Source organism: Trichococcus alkaliphilus, from assembly GCF_003008695.1.
Taxonomy (GTDB): domain Bacteria; phylum Bacillota; class Bacilli; order Lactobacillales; family Aerococcaceae; genus Trichococcus; species Trichococcus alkaliphilus.
In genome coordinates this window covers 14,156-32,202 of the sequence record NZ_PXZT01000004.1, presented here as the reverse complement: position 1 = coordinate 32,202, position 18,047 = coordinate 14,156, and the positions used below count along the sequence as shown (strand labels likewise).

Annotated in this window: 21 protein-coding genes and 2 tRNA genes; 1 reads left to right on the top strand and 22 read right to left on the bottom strand. The window is 46.5% G+C overall.

All coding sequences use genetic code 11. The annotated features are described in order from the left end of the window. Nucleotides 1-16 precede the first annotated feature (16 nt). From fabK to C7R73_RS04895, 5 genes are all read right to left on the bottom strand, one after another. Nucleotides 17-976, bottom strand: a complete 960-nt coding sequence (fabK, locus tag C7R73_RS04915; RefSeq protein ID WP_106449420.1) for an enoyl-[acyl-carrier-protein] reductase FabK — start codon at nucleotides 974-976, stop codon at nucleotides 17-19. Nucleotides 977-1,001: 25 nt separating this feature from the next. Beyond that, entirely contained in the window at nucleotides 1,002-1,229 is a 228-nt protein-coding gene (locus tag C7R73_RS04910) for an acyl carrier protein (protein WP_086627800.1), read from the bottom strand. A gap of 26 nt (nucleotides 1,230-1,255) precedes the next feature. Then, on the bottom strand, nucleotides 1,256-2,233 hold the full coding sequence (locus C7R73_RS04905) for a beta-ketoacyl-ACP synthase III (RefSeq protein ID WP_106449419.1): 978 nt from the start codon (nucleotides 2,231-2,233) through the stop codon (nucleotides 1,256-1,258). A gap of 4 nt (nucleotides 2,234-2,237) precedes the next feature. After that, nucleotides 2,238-2,738 (bottom strand): fatty acid biosynthesis transcriptional regulator FabT, encoded by a 501-nt coding sequence (gene fabT / locus C7R73_RS04900; RefSeq protein WP_106449576.1) that lies wholly within the window; start codon nucleotides 2,736-2,738, stop codon nucleotides 2,238-2,240. Nucleotides 2,739-2,982: 244 nt separating this feature from the next. After that, the gene (locus C7R73_RS04895; protein WP_106449575.1) at nucleotides 2,983-3,321 is read right to left on the bottom strand and encodes a DUF2187 domain-containing protein; all 339 of its coding nucleotides are present in this window, start codon (nucleotides 3,319-3,321) and stop codon (nucleotides 2,983-2,985) included. A gap of 238 nt (nucleotides 3,322-3,559) precedes the next feature. On the opposite strand from C7R73_RS04895, the gene C7R73_RS04890 reads away from it, so the two are divergent. Further along, nucleotides 3,560-3,862, top strand: coding sequence for a hypothetical protein (locus C7R73_RS04890; protein WP_106449418.1), 303 nt, complete (start codon nucleotides 3,560-3,562; stop codon nucleotides 3,860-3,862). Nucleotides 3,863-3,947: 85 nt separating this feature from the next. Here the strand turns inward: C7R73_RS04890 and C7R73_RS04885 are convergent. From C7R73_RS04885 to C7R73_RS04805, 17 genes are all read right to left on the bottom strand, one after another. Further along, nucleotides 3,948-4,021: transfer RNA gene (locus C7R73_RS04885), tRNA-Arg, on the bottom strand. 268 nt (nucleotides 4,022-4,289) lie between these two features. Continuing rightward, a tRNA-Arg gene (locus tag C7R73_RS04880) sits at nucleotides 4,290-4,363 on the bottom strand. A 176-nt stretch (nucleotides 4,364-4,539) separates the two neighbouring features. Then, on the bottom strand, nucleotides 4,540-5,796 hold the full coding sequence (locus C7R73_RS04875) for a methionine gamma-lyase family protein (protein ID WP_106449417.1): 1,257 nt from the start codon (nucleotides 5,794-5,796) through the stop codon (nucleotides 4,540-4,542). Further along, nucleotides 5,780-7,039, bottom strand: coding sequence for a GTPase HflX (hflX, locus tag C7R73_RS04870; protein ID WP_106449416.1), 1,260 nt, complete (start codon nucleotides 7,037-7,039; stop codon nucleotides 5,780-5,782). Before hflX ends, C7R73_RS04875 begins: the two co-directional genes overlap by 17 nt. Before the next feature lie 37 nt (nucleotides 7,040-7,076). Further along, nucleotides 7,077-7,991: a tRNA (adenosine(37)-N6)-dimethylallyltransferase MiaA gene (gene miaA, locus C7R73_RS04865; RefSeq protein WP_106449574.1), complete on the bottom strand. Its 915-nt coding sequence runs from the start codon at nucleotides 7,989-7,991 to the stop codon at nucleotides 7,077-7,079. Nucleotides 7,992-8,019: 28 nt separating this feature from the next. Then, nucleotides 8,020-8,760 carry a glycerophosphodiester phosphodiesterase gene (locus tag C7R73_RS04860; protein ID WP_106449415.1) on the bottom strand — a complete coding sequence of 247 codons (741 nt, stop codon included), beginning with the start codon at nucleotides 8,758-8,760 and terminating at the stop codon, nucleotides 8,020-8,022. Between the two features lie 43 nt (nucleotides 8,761-8,803). Further along, nucleotides 8,804-10,504, bottom strand: coding sequence for a DNA repair protein RecN (gene recN / locus C7R73_RS04855; RefSeq protein WP_106449414.1), 1,701 nt, complete (start codon nucleotides 10,502-10,504; stop codon nucleotides 8,804-8,806). A gap of 35 nt (nucleotides 10,505-10,539) precedes the next feature. After that, nucleotides 10,540-11,382: a TlyA family RNA methyltransferase gene (locus C7R73_RS04850; RefSeq protein WP_106449413.1), complete on the bottom strand. Its 843-nt coding sequence runs from the start codon at nucleotides 11,380-11,382 to the stop codon at nucleotides 10,540-10,542. A 12-nt stretch (nucleotides 11,383-11,394) separates the two neighbouring features. After that, nucleotides 11,395-12,288, bottom strand: coding sequence for a polyprenyl synthetase family protein (locus C7R73_RS04845; protein ID WP_205076471.1), 894 nt, complete (start codon nucleotides 12,286-12,288; stop codon nucleotides 11,395-11,397). A 5-nt stretch (nucleotides 12,289-12,293) separates the two neighbouring features. After that, nucleotides 12,294-12,539, bottom strand: coding sequence for an exodeoxyribonuclease VII small subunit (locus C7R73_RS04840; RefSeq protein ID WP_106449411.1), 246 nt, complete (start codon nucleotides 12,537-12,539; stop codon nucleotides 12,294-12,296). Then, nucleotides 12,539-13,873, bottom strand: a complete 1,335-nt coding sequence (gene xseA / locus C7R73_RS04835) for an exodeoxyribonuclease VII large subunit (protein ID WP_106449410.1) — start codon at nucleotides 13,871-13,873, stop codon at nucleotides 12,539-12,541. The genes C7R73_RS04840 and xseA overlap by 1 nt, the downstream gene beginning before the upstream one ends. A gap of 16 nt (nucleotides 13,874-13,889) precedes the next feature. Then, on the bottom strand, nucleotides 13,890-14,729 hold the full coding sequence (folD, locus tag C7R73_RS04830; protein WP_106449409.1) for a bifunctional methylenetetrahydrofolate dehydrogenase/methenyltetrahydrofolate cyclohydrolase FolD: 840 nt from the start codon (nucleotides 14,727-14,729) through the stop codon (nucleotides 13,890-13,892). A gap of 126 nt (nucleotides 14,730-14,855) precedes the next feature. Beyond that, the gene (nusB, locus tag C7R73_RS04825) at nucleotides 14,856-15,311 is read right to left on the bottom strand and encodes a transcription antitermination factor NusB (RefSeq protein WP_106449408.1); all 456 of its coding nucleotides are present in this window, start codon (nucleotides 15,309-15,311) and stop codon (nucleotides 14,856-14,858) included. Continuing rightward, nucleotides 15,308-15,733, bottom strand: a complete 426-nt coding sequence (locus tag C7R73_RS04820) for an Asp23/Gls24 family envelope stress response protein (RefSeq protein WP_106449407.1) — start codon at nucleotides 15,731-15,733, stop codon at nucleotides 15,308-15,310. Before C7R73_RS04820 ends, nusB begins: the two co-directional genes overlap by 4 nt. Before the next feature lie 26 nt (nucleotides 15,734-15,759). Beyond that, on the bottom strand, nucleotides 15,760-16,317 hold the full coding sequence (efp, locus tag C7R73_RS04815; RefSeq protein WP_086627787.1) for an elongation factor P: 558 nt from the start codon (nucleotides 16,315-16,317) through the stop codon (nucleotides 15,760-15,762). Between the two features lie 68 nt (nucleotides 16,318-16,385). Beyond that, nucleotides 16,386-17,447, bottom strand: a complete 1,062-nt coding sequence (locus tag C7R73_RS04810; RefSeq protein WP_106449406.1) for a M24 family metallopeptidase — start codon at nucleotides 17,445-17,447, stop codon at nucleotides 16,386-16,388. Nucleotides 17,448-17,695: 248 nt separating this feature from the next. Next, entirely contained in the window at nucleotides 17,696-18,016 is a 321-nt protein-coding gene (locus C7R73_RS04805; RefSeq protein ID WP_106449405.1) for a hypothetical protein, read from the bottom strand. Nucleotides 18,017-18,047 lie beyond the last annotated feature (31 nt).

Genomic DNA, 18,047 nt, shown 5'->3' with positions numbered 1-18,047 from the left:
CACCTCTATAAATTTGTTACTCAGCCCACAATTTTGCTTGAGCCAAGATAACTTCTTTGCATTCCGTCATATACTCTTGTATGATGTCGTGACACGTTTGTTCCTTCGAAATCAAACCGGCAATCTGGCCGGCCATCATCGAACCGTAATCTTTATCACCATCGACAGTCGCTCTTCTCAGAGCGCCTTTGCCCATTTCTTCAAGTTTTGCCAAGTCCGGATTTTCCTTGCTCGTCTCTTCTTTCTCGACTTGCAGATATTCTCTGGTCAACTTGTTGCGCAACACACGAACAGGATGTCCGGTAATCTGACCGGTAATGACTGTGTCGATGTCTTTCGCTCTAAGGATGGCATTCTTGAAATTTTGATGTGCATTGGATTCCTTGGCAACTACAAAACGGGTCCCGACTTGAACAGCAGATGCGCCCAACATGAAAGCAGCCGCCATCCCGCGTCCATCACCGATACCGCCTGCAGCGATGACAGGAATGGAAACGGCATCGACAACCTGAGGAACCAGGGCAATTGTCGTTGTTCTTCCGATGTGTCCACCGGATTCCATGCCTTCGACAACGACAGCGTGTGCGCCGTCTTTCTCCATTCTTCTCGCTAAAGCTACGGAAGCAACAACCGGAATGACTGTGATGCCTGCTTCTTTGAATTGGTTCATATAGCGGGCTGGACTTCCGGCGCCGGTTGTGACAACCTTAACGCCAGAAGCGATCACTGCTTCAACAATAGCATCGACCTGCGGATTCAAAAGCATGATGTTTACGCCAAAAGGCTTATCCGTCAATGCTTTCATTTTCGAAATTTTTTCATTCGCTACATCCACACTATCATGTCCAGTCCCTATAAGACCAAGCCCGCCAGCATTGGAAACGGCACTTGCCAAATCAGCATCCGCTACCCACGCCATTGCTCCTTGAATGATTGGATATTGGATGCCTAATAATTCACATAATTCTGACTTCATACAAGGCCTACTTTCCTTTTACTGCTTATTCTGCTAATTGAGCTTCAACATATTTAACTAAATCTTCAACAGTGTTGATGCCTTCGTCTGATTCGATTTTGATGTCAAATTCGTCTTCGATGTCATTGATGATTTGGAATAAGTCCAGGCTGTCAGCATCCAAGTCTTCTCTGAAGTTAGTTGCTAATTGTACTTCTTCTTCTTCTTTGTCCAATTGGTCCACGATAATTGCTTTGATTTTTTCGAATGTCATAATAAATTCCTCCAAATATGTTTTTTTTAGTTTAATGATACTACGATGGCTCCCCAAGTGAGGCCGCCACCAAATCCTGTCATCAGCACCTTATCTCTGGTGCCGAGTTGAATTTCTTTCGATTGAACGAGCTGGTCAAACAAAATAGGTATACTGGCCGCAGAAGTGTTACCCGTATCCGCAATGTTGCTGGCAAACAATGAGAAAGGTAATTTTACCTTTTTGCTGATTGCTTCCAATAAGCGGATATTGGCCTGATGAGCTATGATTTTCTTCAAATCGCCTTCGACTAGATTGCCTTTCAGCATTACATCCCGGATCATATCCGGAACACTGCGGATTGCAAAATCAAAAATGGCTCTGCCATCCATCGTAAGGTAGGATTGCTCCTCTTCCGCGGTTCCGCCAAACGGACTTTTCAGCTTTCTTGTGTCCGACACCAAGGCTCCATGGCGTCCGCCATCAGAATGGATGTCTTCTGCAACAAAACAGTCGTCTTCCGTTCTTTCCAACAATACGCCACCTGCACCGTCTCCAAACAGGACTGCCGTCGATCGATCTTCCCAATTGACTGCTTTCGACATTGTTTCAGCACCAATGATCAAGCCATATTGATATAAATTGCTTTGCATCAGATGGATCCCGGTGGATAAGGAAAACACAAATCCCGAACAGGCTGCATTGATGTCAAAACAAAAGGCCTTTGAAGCGCCAATTTTCTCTTGAACCAGGCAGGCAGTCGATGGACTTCCAGCGTCCGCTGTCATTGTTGCCACGATGATGAAATCGATTTGATCCGCAGTAATATTTCTATTCTGCAGAATATTAAGAGCGGCTTTGCTGGCTAAATCCGAAGTGTTTTCATCCTTCGAAATATGCCTTTGGCGGATGCCTGTCCTCTTGCTGATCCATTCATCGCTTGTATCCATGATTTTAGCAAGATCATCATTTGTGACGACCTGTTCCGGAAGATAATGTCCCGTAGCGCTAATTTTTGAACCCATTGTATCAACCCTGTTCCTTGATATTTTGAACTAACCCAAATAAGAAACCGTGAAGATTGTTTAGGCCTTTCAGCAAAACTTTCACTTCCTGATCTTCCATATCGCGTATGGTATTCTTTACCATCTCTCTATGGAACTTATCATGAAGACGATACAGTAAGCGTCCTTTTTTGGTTAATCCTAGTTTTACGACTCTGCGGTCTTTCTCCATCCGAATGCGTTCGACATAGCCCTTTTTTACCAGAGCGTTTATGGCCACCGTTAAAGTTCCCGCAGTTATGTTCAATTTTTTTGCTACTTCAGAAGTTGTATGAGCTTGATACATGCCGATTGCCTCGACTGTATGCATCTCCTTGATGGATAAATCAGAAAATGTACTGACACGCAATGCACGCTCTTCGATATCCAACACTTCATTGAAGACAGCTACGAGATATGAGTTAATTTTATCTATGGAATGCTCCAAAGATAGCTCTCCTCCTTTCGATGCCCACTCAAACCACATTCGTTTGAAGGTCAAAATAGTTTGATGTTCAAACCTTTCGACTTTCAAACTATATAAAATTTTATACAACCTGTCAAGCATTTCGATAATAATTTTTCTGTTATATCTTCCGGTGCTGCAAGATTCATTGATTCCCTACTATATTAAAACGGTTTCGTTGAACTGCAGCATAAACAACCTGCTTGGTACGGCCTGCCGCAACAAAAAGAAGCGACGATGAGCGCCGCTTCTTTCCATATATGTATTAGTCAACTTTAACAAACTCTTCAATGTCTTTGAAATTCACAATCGTTTTATCCTCACAGATATCCTTCATCGTGCCGGAGGATAAATCCCAATAAATTTCTACGACGGCGCTATTTGTCAATAATTTTCGGATTACCCCTACCATTTCTTGCTTGCGGAATGTAAATTTTATTTCATCACCGATTTCAGGACGTATAGATTCCTTGATGGCTTCAACGACCTCCAAAGCCTGCTCATACGACACGCCAAGCAGATTCGCAATACGTGAGTTGCTCGTACCTTTACGTAATTCGCTCTCAATCATGGTTTTCGTTTCGTTAGTAATATTTCGTACCATTTCCATTATCGCCTCACTTTTAAGAACCAGGAACTGCAACAGACTTACAAGTAGTAGTATACCACACTTTTCATAATTTAGCCTAAATTTCCAATTATTGCCTTTAACATCGACATATAACTTTCAAATTATTGACTCTTGTCCGCAATTTCATTTCAAAAATGTATTAATTATCTGCTTGCTATGGGGTATAATGAGGATGTGAAGTGTTTAACATTCTACTTAGGAGGGATTTATTATGTTGAATGACCTTATTACGATACTGAAATATGAATACACGGTTCATCCAGGTGAATATTTCAATGTGGATACTTACTGGGTGAAAAGCATGGCTGAAGTGAAGACTGTTATCATCGACCAAGATCATGTATTCACGAAAATGGTAAGTTTCTATCCGAAAAATTTTGTCATTTATTTGGAGCAGTTCCCTGATCAGAGTATTTACCGCACCAATTTCCCATTAAAGAAAATCGACAACAGCGACTCGCATGAAGTTGTTTTCGACGAAACAGCAAAAAATGTCTTTGAATACTTGGATTGATTTCTAGAAACCTGAAAATCATTCACACAGAAAAAGCCCGCCGCAAGGATCAGATCCTTGCGGCGGGCTTTTTCTGTGTTAAATACGTCTCAAGAGAGATTCGAACTCCCGACCGTTCGCTTAGAAGGCGAATGCTCTATCCGGCTGAGCTATTGAGACAAAATCAGTATTCGGCAAAACAATATTGGATCCGTTTCAAACCGGTGTCACAAGAAATGATTATACAGCAAACCGTTTAAATTGTCACCATGATTTTGGCTTTTTCTCAAAAAATGTTTCACCATCGCAATAAACGGACAATTTTGCCGCCTTTTCCATCTATCAACCGACCCATAAGGCTGTCATGAGAAAAAAAATATCGCATCCGCTTCTTCACGGATGCAACCGATTCTTTGTCATGGACTTATGATCCTGAAAACAGATATGACGTCTCAAGAGAGATTCGAACTCCCGACCGTTCGCTTAGAAGGCGAATGCTCTATCCGGCTGAGCTATTGAGACAAAATTTTGAGCCGTCTGAATGACTCACAACATTTAATAGTATAGGCGGAAACCAGCTTAAAGTCAACACTTTTTCGCGGGAAGGTTTGGAATTGCGACATTTTTGAGGGCTGTCTATTTCCCAAAAGTGTGATTTTCGGGCTGAATGTGTGTGCTGTTCAGCCCGGAATCACAAATTATTGTGCGAAGAACGTATCCTTCACTGCTGCGGTGACTGCCAATTTGACATGCTCATAGGTCAAGCCGCCTTGCACGTACAGGAGATAAGGCGGTCGAATCGGGCCATCTGCCGTCAATTCCAAGCTTGCGCCCTGAATGAAGGTTCCGGCAGCCATGATGACATCATCCTCGTAACCGGGCATATAGGCCGGAATCGGTTTGACCGCTGCGTTCACGGGGGAATATTTCTGTATCGTCTGAGCAAAAGCGATCATCGCTTCCTTGCTCGGCAGTGCGACCATTTGGATCAGATCAGTACGCGGGCTGTCCCAAGCAGGGGTGGAAGATACGCTGCATTCTTCCAAGAGTCCAGCAGTATAGACCGCACCTTTCACCGCTTCCCCGACAACATGGGGCGCCAAAAACAAACCTTGATACATTTCCAGAAGACTGTACAAAGAGGCTCCAGCTTCACGGCCGATCCCCGGAGTTGTCAGACGGTAGGCGCACCGTTCAATCAGGTCTTCACGGCCGGCGAGATACCCGCCCATCTTCACAATGCCGCCGCCCGGATTTTTGATGAGGGAGCCGGCAATAAGGTCGGCTCCGACTTCAACCGGCTCCAGCGTTTCGACAAATTCACCATAACAATTGTCGACAAAAAAGACAGCTTCGGGTCCAACATGCGGCCGTATCGCCGCAATCATCTCTTTAATTTCATTGATCGTAAAGGAGGGTCTGGCTGCATAGCCGCGCGAGCGTTGAATTGCGATCATTTTTGTTTTGGGACTGACTTTCTCAAGAACCATCGGAATATCCACTTTGCCGTCTGCACACAGATCGATATGCTGATAAGCGATATTATACTCCTTTAGAGAGCCGATTCCGTTCCCGGTCAGCCCGACAATATCCAAAAGGGTATCGTATGGCGTTCCAGTCACGTACATCAATTCATCCCCTGGCCGCAGCACTCCGAAGAGCGCAGTTGAGATCGCGTGTGTTCCGGAAATGATTTGCGGCCTGACCAAAGCAGCTTCAGCCTGAAAAACCTCTGCGTAGACTTTTTCCAGTGTATCGCGGCCGTCGTCATCATAACCATAGCCTGTGCTCGGGTTAAAGTGGTAATCGCTGACGCGGTGTTTTCGGAAAGCTTCCAGGACTTTTCCTTGATTAAATAAAGCCTTTTCCTGTATCCCTTTAAAAACGGGCTGGATTTTGTTGTCGACTTTTTCGACTAAGCCGGAAAGCCTTGCTTCTTTATTCGTCACTTGCATCCGTTACTTTGTCCCCTAACCATTTTGAATTACTTTTAGCGTACCCTCTTAAGCGGTAGGCGTTTGTTTCTTCTATATATTCGATGGATTCCACAAAGGTCTCTTGCTGCATTTTATTCATCGTGCGGGCTTCAGGGCCACTTGCATCAAGGTCTTTTGTATAAGGAACCAACATTTTGGCGATTTCATCCCAGATGAAGTCCTTCAAACGGTTGATGTCGTCATCATCAAGTGCTGAAATGACGATATTCGGAAAGAGGCGCGGCTGGAAATCCGGACCGGCAAGATCGCGTTTATTGTAGATCGTCAACATCTGTGTCTTGTCCATATCCAAATCCTTCAATAGGTCCAATACGGTTTTTTCGTGTTCATCGATGAAGGAAGTCGAAGCATCGACCACGTGCAAAAATACATCCATATTGCGGCTCTCTTCCAAGGTTGAATGGAAAGCATGGATCAACTGTGTCGGAAGATCCTGGATGAAGCCTACGGTATCGGTTATCGTAGCCTGGAATTGATTCGGCAACGTCAGCTTTCTTGTCAAAGGATCCAGAGTCGCGAACAACTTATCCTCTTCGAGCGTTGCTGCGTCGGTCAATCGATTGATGACCGTGGATTTCCCTGCATTCGTGTAACCGATCAAACCAATCTGGAAGACTTCGCTGGCATGGCGTTTTTCTCTTGCCCTTTGGCGGTGCAACTCTGTTTCTTCCAGTGTCTTCTTGATTTCCTGCATCTGGCTGTGGATGTGTCTGCGATCGGTCTCGAGTTTTGTCTCACCTGGTCCTCTTGTTCCGATTCCCCCGCCCAGTCGGGATAAATTGGCGCCTTGGCCCATCAAACGCGGCAACAGATAACTCAACTGCGCTAAGGCTACCTGAAGTTTCCCTTCTTTGCTGCGGGCGCGCATCGCAAAGATGTCCAATATCAGTTGAACGCGATCGATGACTTTGCAATCGACACTCTCTTGGATGTTGCGTACATGTTTAGAAGAGAGTTCTTGCTGGAAAATGACGGTGTCCGCCTCCAGCTCTGCACACAAATTCACCAGCTCTTCCACTTTGCCTTTGCCGATGACTGTCCGGGAATCTTTGCGATCCCTCTTTTGGGTCAATACTCCGACAACTTCCCCTAACGCGGTTTCGGTCAATTCCGCCAGTTCTCTCAGTTGATATTCAAAGGCTTCATCTGTTTGAGTCGTCTGAACGTTTACCAGAATAACTCTTTCTTTCGTATTTTCCATAAAATTTCCAACTTTCTTTTTTCGTTCTTTTCAAACATCAGGTTAAGAACGACTCGACTAAATCTTCGATTTTCCGCATCTCTTGATCGTTCTGAACCACGTCAAACCAATGGATGCCGCTCATTCTGTTTCGGAACCAGGTCAACTGCCTTTTGGCATAGCGCCTTGAATTTTGCTTGAGCAGTTCTGTAGCTTCTTCAAATGTGCCCTCCCCATTGAAATAAGCGAACCATTCTTTATATCCGATACCTCTTGTCGCTTGCGTCTTGGCAGGTAATTGCCTGTCAAAGAGTGCTTTTGCTTCTTCAACCAGTCCTCCTGCGACCATCAGATCTACGCGCCGGTTGATGCGTTCGTAAAGAATGCTTCGCTCGGTGTCAAGCCCGATCAAGAGTGCGTCATAGTGAGGATCTGCTTTCCGATCGGTCTGATCCGAGAAGCGTTTCCCGCTGAAATGGATCACTTCCAAAGCGCGGATGACCCGTCGGCTGTTGTTCGGGTGGATTTGTTCAGCCGCTTTGGGATCCTGCTCCTGCAATTGGTTCCATATATGCATGGCATCGGTCCGTTCCAATTCAGCTTCCAACTGTTTCCGGTAGTGAGGATTTTCGGCAGCCACCCCGCCGAACTGCATATCAAACAAAAGTCCTTCTATATATAGGCCCGAACCCCCGACCACGATCGGAAGCTTGCCTTTTGCGATGATCGACTCGATGGCCAGTCTTGCGTCCCTTTTGAAGTCGGACGCAGTGTAATCCTGCTCAATCGGAACGATATCCAACAGATGATGCGGGATGCTCTCCGCCTCTTCCTCGGTCACCTTCGCGGTCCCAATGTCCAAGCCTTTGTATACTTGCATGGAATCCCCGTTGATGATTTCACCGTTATATTTTTTTGCCAGTCGGATGCTCAGCGCGGTTTTCCCGACTGCTGTCGGACCGACAATGATCATGATTTTAGCTAACTTTTCCTTTGTTGTTTCAGACACCCTGAATCACCTTTCTCATTTGCAGTGCGCGTTCCGGATAATCCGTGATCATCGAATCGATATTTTTACGCAGACAGACTTGCATTTCGACCTTTCGATTCACCGTCCAAACGCGAAGCGGGATCTTGGATTGTTCGAAAGGGGGCAGACTGCGCAGAATCGAGAATTTCGGATGCCAACCCTCTACAGGGATCCCTTCACCCAGCTCCATTTGTTGCTTCCCTTTCTTACTGAAAAGCAGGGCGATTTTTGAATCCTCGCGCAAAGCCTTGATTTTTTTCAAGGTTTCATAATGAAAACTGGAATAGATGACCGAAAAACGGTCAAGATAAGGCTCTGCCAAGGCAAGCACCTTTTCTTCGATTGCGGGGTATTGGAACACATCCGTCTTCAATTCAACATTAAGGACGCCTGTAAAATGATTCTCCGCCAAAAGGGTCAACACCTCTTGGAGTGTCGGGATGCGGGCGTTGCTATATTTCGGATCGAACCAGCTGCCGGCATCCAATTTTTTCAATTGTTCCAGCGTCATCTCTTTGACATAGCCTTTTCCGGATGTCGTGCGGTCCACTGTCTCATCATGGATGACCACGACTTCACCATCTTTAGTCAGATGGACGTCCAATTCTATGCCGTCGCTTGCAACTTTCAGCGCTTCCTGAAAAGCCTCCAGCGTATTTTCTGGTCGGGTCCCGCGACTGCCCCTGTGCGCGATGATTTTAGTGTATGCCAATCTCCCCAATCCTTCCAGTCTGCTCCTCTGCGCAGTTATTCTTTTATGCTCTGTTTTTTTCGGTATCGGCCAACTCCAACAATTCTTTGGCGTGGGCCAGCGAAAGTTCCGTTATGTCGGTTCCCGCCAACATGCGTGCGACTTCGTTGATGCGTTCAGCCCCGAACAGCGGTTTGACGTGTGTCTTTGTCCGCTCGGCGATGATCTCTTTTTCTATATAGAGATGCTGATCCGCCATCGCTGCCACTTGCGGAAGATGCGTGATGCAGAGCACCTGCGAGTAGCTGGCCACCAAGTGGATCTTATTGGCTATCGCTTGCGCTACCCTGCCCGAAACGCCGGTATCCACTTCATCAAAGATGATGCTGGTGATGCCTTGCGTTTTGGTGAAAATGGCTTTCATGGCCAACATCATCCGTGATAGTTCGCCGCCGCTGGCCACCTTGGCCAATGCTTTCAGGGGTTCGCCGACGTTCGTCGCGATATAGAATTCCACGTGATCCAACCCGTTATCCGTAATCGCAATCTTCCCTGGTTGTACATGGAAAACAGTCTTGAAAAGGACTTTTTCCATGTATAGTTCCTTTAACTGCAGTTGAATCTGTTCTTCCAGAACGACTGCAGCTTTTCCGCGGATGGCTGTCAGTTGTTTGCCGATGGCCAGAATCTCTTCTTTTGCCTTGTTGTAGTCCACATTGAGTTTCTCAAGGTAGCTCTCACGGTTTTCGATCAGATCCAGCTCGCGGGAAATTTTTTCGTAATGCCCCAACACCTCACTGATTGTGTTTCCGTATTTCCGCTTCAACTGGCGGATCAATTCCAATCGGTTCTCGATTTCGTTCAAGCGCCCTTCATCGTAGGACAATTGCTCGATCTCCGACAGGATTTCAGCTGCGCATTCCTGCAGTTGGTAATACGCTGCCGAGACGGAGGATGCGATTGCCTGGTAAACCGGATTGATGTCCTGCACTTTTTCCAACGCCGCCATGCCGAGACCGATTTTGTCGATGCCGTTCTCTTCGCTGTTTTGCATTGAATCGTATGCGCTCGTCAAAGCTTGCATGACTTTTTGATAATTGACGAGCAGGTTCCGTTCTTCTTCCAGTTTTTCATCCTCTGCAGGATCCTTCAACTGAGCTTGCTCGATTTCCTGGATTTGGAAAGTCAACAAGTCGATTCTTTGGACTGTTTCTTTCTCGTCTGTCTTCAATTGGATCAATTGTTTGCGTGTATCCACATATTTGGCATAAGTATTGAGATATGTCATTTTGACTTCTCTCAGTTCATTCCCGGCGAACTGATCCAGCAGGTCGATATGTTTTTGCGGATCCATCAATTCTTGGTGCTCGTTCTGCCCGTGGATATCGATCAGCGTTTCGCCGACTTCGCGCAGAGACGCAACCGTTACGATTGTTCCGTTGACCCGGGAAATGTTCTTACCGTTCCGGGATAGTTCCCGCTGCAGCAGAACTTGGTTCCCGTCCGCTTCGATTCCATACGATTCCAACACGGACACTGTCTTGGCGTTTTCGGGAATACTGAAAAGCCCTTGGATGACCGTCTTGTTTTCGCCGTATCGAATCAAATCGTTGGATCCTCTCCCGCCTGCCAACAGACCGACGGCATCGATGATGATGGATTTCCCAGCTCCGGTTTCCCCGGTCAGCACGGTCATCCCTTCGTCGAAACTCACTTGAAGATTTTCAATTATTGCAAAATTTTTAATGGACAACTCTTGTAACATTCCGCATTCCCCTTCGCAACGATTCCTTAAAACACCTATTTATCGGAAATTGAGATTGATTTGCTTTTCAGCTGCAGATAAGCCTCTTTGACAATCTGTGGGCTGTCGATTTCTGGAGAGACGATACCCGGTGCATGGGCATTGGCCTGTAAATGGACCAAAAATTCGATGTTTCCGGTGCCTCCAGTGATAGGCGAAAAGCTCAGATTTTTCACATCGAATCCGGTCAGGGAAGCAAAATCCAAGATATCCCGCAACACTTCATTATGGACTGCCGGATCACTGACAATGCCTTTTTTGCCGATTTTCCCTCTTCCGGCTTCGAACTGAGGCTTGATCAGCGCAACGACGTCTCCGCCGACTGCGATAATTTCCTTCAGAACCGGCAAAATCAGTTTCAGCGAAATGAAGGACACATCAATGGAAGCCATCTCCGGCTGCCCTTTTTCAAAATCCTCCAGTTTGCTGTAACGGAAATTCACCCGTTCCATGACCTCGACGCGTTCATCCTGGCGCAATTTCCAATCCAGTTGATTGTAGCCGACATCCAACGCATAACAAAGCTTTGCCCCATTTTGGAGCGCGACATCCGTAAAGCCGCCCGTTGAACTGCCGATGTCCAAAAAGATTTTGTCCTTGGGGTCCACCTGGAATAAAGCGATGGCTTTTTCAAGTTTCAATCCTCCACGGCTCACGTATTTCAATGTTTCTCCCTTTATATGGAGGGTTTTCTCGACGGAAATCTTTTCGCCCGGTTTGTCGTAACGCTGGTTGTTTTCGTCATAGATTTGCCCGGCCATGATCAATCTTTTGGCTTTTTCACGGGAATCTGTCAAGCCCTGTTGTACTACAAGTAAATCCAATCTTTCTTTTTCCATGGTAATCTCCCGTTATATTCTGACATAGTCCAATAATTGGCGGAATACATCTATTTTATCCTTCGCATCGCCATTGGCCAGTGCCACTCGCTCCAGACAGTCTTCCGCTTGGCGGATAACGCCGTTCAGTTCCTGGATGGATCCGGTGACACCCAATAAGGATGGGTATGTATTTTTGTTCAATTCGGCATCGTGATGGCTGGTTTTGCCCGTCTCGGCCTCATCCAATACGACATCCTTCAGATCATTGTGGATCTGATAAGCCAAACCCAAGTGACGGGAGAACCCTTCCATTTCGGTTGTGAATGGTTCATCCGCCTCCGCGATGAGGCATCCCGCAGTGACAGCGTATCTTATCAATGCGCCGGTCTTTTTATCATGCACTTGTTTTAATTCTTCTATTGTAAGTGCCTTCTTTTCGCCCTCAACATCATCCATCTGGCCGGCGATCATTCCGTCCGGACCCGAGGCTTTCGCCAACAAGCCGATCAGTTTGACTTTTTTGTCTGCCGAAATGACAGAGGATTCCGCAAGGATCTCGAAGGCCGCCGTCAACAACGCGTCACCCGCAAGGATCGCGGTGGATTCTCCGAATACTTTATGGGAAGTCAGGCGCCCCCGTCTGTAATCATCATCATCCATAGCCGGCAGATCATCATGGATCAAGGAATAAGTATGGATATATTCCAAAGCGGCTGCGGCTGCGAAGCCATCCGAAATTTCACTGTCTGCCAACGAAAGGGTCGCCAACACTAAAAGAGGGCGAATTCTTTTTCCGCCCCCCATTAAAGAATACGCCATCGCTTTGTGCAGATTTTTTTGCAAAGGCACACGTGCATCCAATTCCGCGTAGAGGAAAGCATCGAATCGAGGCATCCATTCCGATTGAAATTCGCTAAGATTCATGATTGTCATTCCCCTTCGGTTTGGGTTGCCGGCTCTTCAAAATTCGCTTCCGAACCATCCGGGTTGACGATTTTCGTCAACGTCTTTTCAGCATTGTTCAAAGTGTCTTGGCAATACTTGCTGAGATCCATCCCGACCTTGAATTGCTCCAACGCCTCTTCCAACGGGACATCCCCTGCTTCCAGTCTTGTTACAATAGCTTCTAATTGGTTCATCGCTTCTTCAAAACTTACTTTCTTTTCGGCCTTCATCATTTTTCCTCCACCACATGTTTTACTTCTGCTTCGGCATAACCGTCCGAAAAATTCACCTTCAATTTATCGCCGCTGTGCAACTCTTTGACGGATGCGACTACGTTCCCGTCCCTTGTCGTATAAGTGTACCCACGCGACATGATCTTCAATGGACTCAACAAGTCCAACGATTGCATAGCCGTTGTCATGCGCATTTCTTTTTGTTTCAAGTAGCGATCCATGGCCCTTTCCAGTTCATCGGCAAGCTGTTGTCTGCGATTACCGGCCAGCTGCACGTCCCTTGCAGGATTGCGGTTTTCAAGGCGCAGTTGCAGCCGTTGCAGCTCATTGGAGCGCAAATGGATCTGCTGCTGCATCTGATTGGCCAGGCGTTGTTGCACCTGATCCGCTTTGATGGCATAACCTTCATACATCCTCTCCGGTTGTCTGAAGATATAGGATTGCATGGCGCGATTCAATCGCTGTTGTTGCATCGTGTGCAGATGCCGCATCTTTTGATACAGTCTATTGTCGATCTGATGGATATAACGGATGACATCGCTCAACACCGGCACAGACAACTCCGCCGCCGCTGTCGGAGTAGCGGCGCGGACATCTGCAACAAAGTCGGCTAATGTCGTATCCGTTTCATGCCCTACGGAAGAGATGACCGGGACACTCATGGCTGCTATTTGGCGAACTACTGTTTCCTCGTTGAAGGACCAAAGATCCTCAATGGAGCCGCCACCCCTTGCGACGATGACCACATCAAAATCACCTTTTTGCTCAATTGCTTGAAGGTTCTTTATGATGTTGGCAGCGGAATCCTTCCCTTGCACAATGGTCGGATAGAGCACGAGCTGGACGATCGGGTATCTTCTTTTCACAGTCGTCATGATGTCGCGGATGACCGCACCGCTTGGGCTGGTCACTATGGCTATGCGTTTCGGAAATACCGGAAGTTCTTTCTTCGGCAGGGAAAACAACCCTTCGCGCGCCAATTTCTCCTTCAGTTCCGAGAACGCTTGGTACAAAGCGCCTACGCCATCGGGTTCCATATGCTCGACCATGATATTGTAGGTTCCGCCCGATTCGTAGACGTTCACCCGTCCGATGAGCATGACCTTCATCCCTTCTTTGGGCTTGAAGGTCAACTTGTCGAATCTGCCTTTGTACATCACTGCTGAGATGACGGCATGGTCATCCTTCAGGCTGAAGTATTGATGGCCCGGACGCGGACGATAATTGGATATTTCACCAGTAAGGTAGACACGCTCGAGATAAGGATCGGCATCAAATTTTCTTTTGATGTATTTGGTTAAAGCGGTGACGCTGAGATAGACAGGTTCCAACTTTGTGCCTCCTTGATTATTTTGCTTTATCGATTGTTTGTTGCAACAGCATCGTGATGGTCATTGGACCGACACCGCCAGGAACTGGTGTGATATGGCTTGCGATGCCCATTGCACCGGCTGTGTCCACGTCGCCGATCAATTTGCCTTCTGCACTGCGGTTCATCCCTACATCGATGACGACTGCGCCCTCTTTGATGAAATCGGCAGTGACGAAATGGCCTCTGCCGATCGCTGCAACCAGGATATCGGCTTCTTTAGCCAATTCTTTCAGGTTTTTAGTGCGGGAGTGGGCGATCGTAACTGTCGCGTTTTCGTTCATAAGCATGATGGACATCGGTTTTCCGACGATATTGCTGCGGCCGATCACTAATGCTTTTTTGCCTTCAAGTTCGATGTTGTATTCTTCCAAAATCTTCATGATACCGTAAGGTGTACAAGGCAAAGCAGATTCATTTCCGAGGAAGAAGTTCCCGACGTTCATCGGATGGAAACCATCCACATCCTTCTCATAACGGATGGCGCGCAAAACTTTTTGTTCATCTATGTGTTTCGGCAAAGGCAACTGTACCAGAATGCCGTGCATGCTGTCATCTTGGTTCTGCTTTTCAACTTCTGCCAGGAGATCTGTTTCGGAAATGTCTGCCGCAAGACGAACGACACGCGAATTCATACCCATTGCTTCGGATTGCTTCTCTTTATTGCGGACATAGACTTGACTCGCTTTATCCTCGCCGACCAAAATGACGCAAAGACCCGGGGTTTTCCCTTCTGCTGTCAATGCTGCTACCTGTTCTTTCATCTGATCCTGCATTTTTTTGGCTAAGCCTTTTCCATCCATGATAATCGTTTCCATTAATCAATCTCCTTTTCCTTGGTGTTACCGTCTATTTTAACATATTATCTTTGATTACGGTTAGAAAAGCGGGCTTGGCATGCCCGAATTCATCGACATAAAAAGAAAAACCCTTATGCCGAAGCATTAAGGATTTTCCGTTTTAGGAATTAGGTTGGACAATACGCCATTGATGAATTTGCTCGACTGTTCATCGCAATAAAGCTTTGAAATTTCGATTGCTTCATTCAACGCTACCCTTTGAGGTACCTGTTCCGTATCTCCCAACAGCATTTCATAAGCAGCAATCTGCATGATCAAAGCGTCTGCTTTGGCCAATCTGCCCACAGTCCAGTTCTTCAGGTAAGGCTGGATCGCTTCATCGATCGCCGCTTGATTATCCAAAACGCCATGCACTAATGTTACCAAATAAGGATAATCCTGGATATCGACATCCTCTTCGCTGTTCCATTCCTCTGAATCGCTCAAAACCGCTTGCTTGATGGCTTCTTCAGGGGTCAATTCTTCGTTCGTTTTCAATTGGAAAAGGGCTTGGAGCGCCTTTTCCCGGATTTCTCTTCTGGTTAAACGGGAAGTGCTCACGCATTCTCCCCCAATTCTGCATCCAAATCAAGATAGGCATTGTCTTCGGACTTCGGTGCGACAAGGCCAACCACATGGACGTTCACTTGCGACACTTCGAGATTGCTCATGTAAAGGACTTGTTCCTTCACTTTTTCTTGCATATCCAAAGCGACTTTCGGTACGGAAGTCCCGTACTTAATGTAACAGTACACATCAACCGCCAAACCATTTTCATCGACTGTCAAGTGTACACCTTTGTTATGGGCAGTGCGTCCCAATAATTCATTGACGCCGGTCTTGAAAGACCCTTGCATCGCATAAACACCTTCTACTTCATTCGCTGCAATACCCGCGATCACTTCAATCACTTCAGGAGCAATTTCAATCTCTCCCAGTGGAGCCGGACCGTTTGCTAAAGGAATGTTTGTTTCTTCCATCATCTGTCATTCTCCTTTCTTGGGAAACATTATGCGCGGGATACGTAAGAACCGTCCGTTGTGTTGACGATAAGCATATCGTCAGCATTCACGAAGAATGGTACGTTGACCATCAAGCCAGTCTCCATTTTAGCCGGTTTTGAACCGCCTGAAGCTGTATCGCCCTTGATCCCTGGCTCAGTTTCTTCCACTCGCAGGATTACTGTGTTCGGAAGATCGACACCGATTGTTTCTGTTTCATACATCAGGATGTTGACTTCCATATTTTCTTTCAGATAGTTCAATTCATATTCGATTTGGCCTGCATTCAATTCGATCTGTTCATAGTTTTCAGTGTCCATGAAGACATAAGCACCGGCACTCTCGTACAGAAATTGCATTTTGCGGTTCGCGATATGCGCTTTTCCGACTTTTTCACCCGCACGGAAAGTTTTTTCCTGTACAGCTCCTGTGCGAAGATTCTTCAATTTTGAACGGACGAAAGCCGCACCTTTACCTGGCTTTACGTGTTGGAAATCGACAACTTTCCATAACCCTCCATCAATTTCGATCGTCAGGCCTGTCTTAAAATCATTTACTGAAATCATTAATAATTCCTCCTGTGGCAACTCATTTGAAATAAGTTTACCATTAATTTAGTTCGGATTCTATTTTTTTATAAAATAATCAATTCTTTTGGAGAATGCGTCAAAATCTCGTTGCCGTTATCCCTGATCACAAGATCATCTTCAATCCGCACGCCGCCAAGACCAGCGAGATAGATGCCCGGTTCATTTGTGATGACATTTCCTGGGACAAGCACTTTTCCGGCTTTTTGCGATGTATTCGGTCCCTCATGTATCTCCAAACCGATTCCGTGGCCATTGGAGTGGCCGAACGCATCTCCGTACCCTTGTTCCGTAATGTAATCGCGTGCGACACTGTCGACTTCGATGCCGGTCATGCCAGCTTTTGCAGTTGCATTCACGCGCAATTGGGCGGCCAGCACAATCCCGTAAATCTTCTTCAATTCTGCATGCGGTTGGCCCACTGAAACCGTGCGGGTCATATCCGAAACATAGCCATTGTAATAACAACCGAAATCCAGCGTCACGAAGTCGCCTTTTTCGATCAACTTCGGACTGGCCACACCATGCGGCATCGCGGAACGGATGCCGCTGGCTACAATCGTTTCAAAGGAAACACCGCTCGCTCCCAATTCGCGCATGTGGAAATCCAAACGGTTAGCAATCTCTATTTCCGAAACCCCGGGACGGATATGCTCAAGGATGAACATAAAGCCGGCATCCGCAATTTCACAAGCCCGTCTGATAGTCTGGATTTCCGCTTCATCTTTGACTTCACGCAATTCCTCGATGATGCCTGAAGCAGGAAGCAGATCACACGTCACCAGGTCTTCCAAATCCTCGACACTGCGGAAAGACATGATGGCGTCTTCGAAGCCTAGAGACGAAAGTCCCTTTTCCTCCACAATCTTTTTCACTTCATCGAATATTGGCCCTTTATTCTGAATAATCTGAAACCCCTGCGCCTGTGAAGCGGCTTGCTGGGTATAACGGAAGTCGGTCACAAAAAAAGCTTCCTCTTGAGTGATGACCGCCAGACCGGTCGTACCCGTAAAATTGGAAACATAACGTAAGTTATATTGACTTGTCACCAGCATTGCATCCATCTTCTTCGCTTTGATGGCAGCCTGCAAATTTGAGACTCTACTCATTTCACATACTTCCTTCCAAAAAAAATAGCCTGTTTGTTTACAAACATACCTATCCAGTATATCAAAAAAGAGCCCGCATAGATAGAGGGAATTCGTCTATATGAGCTTTGGGGCCAGCATTCGATTCCAAATTCGATGAACTACCAAAAAACCGCACAAGTAACCCGGAAGTTCATCGGGTTACTTGTGCGGTTCTCTATACTGTTTACCTCAAGTCTCGTTCTCTATAAGACCTTGCCTTTTTCGTATCACTCGGGAGACAGGATTTCCAATACCAGCGTCTCGCTGTAGGCATTCTGCAGGGTCACGGTGGCAGTGATTTTGCCGCTCGCATCCGCCACGCAGTGCACGATTCCTTCTTCGAAAGACAGGGAAGCTGGTACGATTCGATTTTCCGGAGTTGATGCTTTGTTATGATCCTTCAGCCAGTAGTCCGTATAGGCCAGCAAAGTTTGCGCTTTGTAGTGGTTTTCCGTCAATCTGTACAGATAGAGCTGATTCTCATAAACCCTTATGATTCCGAAAAGCATCATTTGTGAAAGAAACAAGTAGAAAATGGTGATCGGCAAGATCGAGCCGCGCTTTCCCCGTGAACGATCA